Origin of the sequence: Pseudomonas sp. GD04091 (genome assembly GCF_029836165.1) — a bacterium.
In the GTDB taxonomy this organism is placed as follows: Bacteria; Pseudomonadota; Gammaproteobacteria; order Pseudomonadales; family Pseudomonadaceae; genus Aquipseudomonas.
Genome location: NZ_JAOEBG010000045.1, coordinates 2,501 through 5,332 on the forward strand (window position 1 = coordinate 2,501; position 2,832 = coordinate 5,332).

Below are 2,832 nucleotides of genomic sequence, written 5' to 3' on the forward strand. Positions count from 1 at the left end.
AGGAAAAGAAATCAACCGAGATTCCCTTAGTAGTGGCGAGCGAACGGGGACCAGCCCTTAAGCTGGTTTGAGATTAGTGGAACGCTCTGGAAAGTGCGGCCATAGTGGGTGATAGCCCCGTACACGAAAATCTCTTGCCAGTGAAATCGAGTAGGACGGAGCACGAGAAACTTTGTCTGAACATGGGGGGACCATCCTCCAAGGCTAAATACTACTGACTGACCGATAGTGAACCAGTACCGTGAGGGAAAGGCGAAAAGAACCCCGGAGAGGGGAGTGAAATAGAACCTGAAACCGTATGCGTACAAGCAGTGGGAGCCTACTTTGTTAGGTGACTGCGTACCTTTTGTATAATGGGTCAGCGACTTATATTCAGTGGCGAGCTTAACCGAATAGGGGAGGCGTAGCGAAAGCGAGTCTTAATAGGGCGCTTTAGTCGCTGGGTATAGACCCGAAACCGGGCGATCTATCCATGGGCAGGTTGAAGGTTAGGTAACACTGACTGGAGGACCGAACCGACTACCGTTGAAAAGTTAGCGGATGACCTGTGGATCGGAGTGAAAGGCTAATCAAGCTCGGAGATAGCTGGTTCTCCTCGAAAGCTATTTAGGTAGCGCCTCATGTATCACTGTAGGGGGTAGAGCACTGTTTCGGCTAGGGGGTCATCCCGACTTACCAAACCGATGCAAACTCCGAATACCTACAAGTGCCGAGCATGGGAGACACACGGCGGGTGCTAACGTCCGTCGTGAAAAGGGAAACAACCCAGACCGTCAGCTAAGGTCCCAAAGTCATGGTTAAGTGGGAAACGATGTGGGAAGGCTTAGACAGCTAGGAGGTTGGCTTAGAAGCAGCCATCCTTTAAAGAAAGCGTAATAGCTCACTAGTCGAGTCGGCCTGCGCGGAAGATGTAACGGGGCTCAAACCATGCACCGAAGCTACGGGTATCACCTTTGGTGATGCGGTAGAGGAGCGTTCTGTAAGCCTGTGAAGGTGAGTTGAGAAGCTTGCTGGAGGTATCAGAAGTGCGAATGCTGACATGAGTAACGACAATGCGAGTGAAAAACTCGCACGCCGAAAGACCAAGGTTTCCTGCGCAACGTTAATCGACGCAGGGTTAGTCGGTCCCTAAGGCGAGGCTGAAAAGCGTAGTCGATGGAAAACAGGTTAATATTCCTGTACTTCCAGTTATTGCGATGGAGGGACGGAGAAGGCTAGGCCAGCTTGGCGTTGGTTGTCCAAGTTTAAGGTGGTAGGCTGAGATCTTAGGCAAATCCGGGATCTCAAGGCCGAGAGCTGATGACGAGTGCTCATTAGAGCGCGAAGTGGTTGATGCCATGCTTCCAAGAAAAGCTCCTAAGCTTCAGATAACTGGGAACCGTACCCCAAACCGACACAGGTGGTTAGGTAGAGAATACCAAGGCGCTTGAGAGAACTCGGGTGAAGGAACTAGGCAAAATGGCACCGTAACTTCGGGAGAAGGTGCGCCGGTGAGGGTGAAGCACTTGCTGCGTAAGCCCACGCCGGTCGAAGATACCAGGCCGCTGCGACTGTTTATTAAAAACACAGCACTCTGCAAACACGAAAGTGGACGTATAGGGTGTGACGCCTGCCCGGTGCCGGAAGGTTAATTGATGGGGTTAGCGCAAGCGAAGCTCTTGATCGAAGCCCCGGTAAACGGCGGCCGTAACTATAACGGTCCTAAGGTAGCGAAATTCCTTGTCGGGTAAGTTCCGACCTGCACGAATGGCGTAACGATGGCGGCGCTGTCTCCACCCGAGACTCAGTGAAATTGAAATCGCTGTGAAGATGCAGTGTATCCGCGGCTAGACGGAAAGACCCCGTGAACCTTTACTATAGCTTTGCACTGGACTTTGAGCTTGCTTGTGTAGGATAGGTGGGAGGCTTTGAAGTGGGGACGCCAGTTCTCATGGAGCCATCCTTGAAATACCACCCTGGCAACCTTGAGGTTCTAACTCAGGTCCGTTATCCGGATCGAGGACAGTGTATGGTGGGTAGTTTGACTGGGGCGGTCTCCTCCCAAAGAGTAACGGAGGAGTACGAAGGTGCGCTCAGACCGGTCGGAAATCGGTCGTAGAGTATAAAGGCAAAAGCGCGCTTGACTGCGAGACACACACGTCGAGCAGGTACGAAAGTAGGTCTTAGTGATCCGGTGGTTCTGTATGGAAGGGCCATCGCTCAACGGATAAAAGGTACTCCGGGGATAACAGGCTGATACCGCCCAAGAGTTCATATCGACGGCGGTGTTTGGCACCTCGATGTCGGCTCATCACATCCTGGGGCTGAAGCCGGTCCCAAGGGTATGGCTGTTCGCCATTTAAAGTGGTACGCGAGCTGGGTTTAGAACGTCGTGAGACAGTTCGGTCCCTATCTGCCGTGGACGTTTGAGATTTGAGAGGGGCTGCTCCTAGTACGAGAGGACCGGAGTGGACGAACCTCTGGTGTTCCGGTTGTCACGCCAGTGGCATTGCCGGGTAGCTATGTTCGGAAGAGATAACCGCTGAAAGCATCTAAGCGGGAAACTTGCCTCAAGATGAGATCTCACTGGAGCCTTGAGCTCCCTGAAGGGCCGTCGAAGACTACGACGTTGATAGGTCGGGTGTGTAAGCGCTGTGAGGCGTTGAGCTAACCGATACTAATTGCCCGTGAGGCTTGACCATATAACACCCAAGCAATTTGCGCGAAAAGCCAAATTGTGGTGGTGAAGACGAAATAACCGAAAGTTCGTAAGACCACAAATTCACATATCCGAATTCGCTGGAGTATCCATCTGGATCTTCTGGCAACAGAATTTCTTGACGACCATAGAGC

The 2,832-nt window shown here is 52.2% G+C and carries 1 rRNA gene (running past one end of the window); it reads left to right on the forward strand.

The annotated features are described in order from the left end of the window. A 23S ribosomal RNA gene (locus tag N7422_RS26770) occupies positions 1–2,681 on the forward strand; it begins 212 nt to the left of the window's first position. Positions 2,682–2,832: the final 151 nt, after the last annotated feature.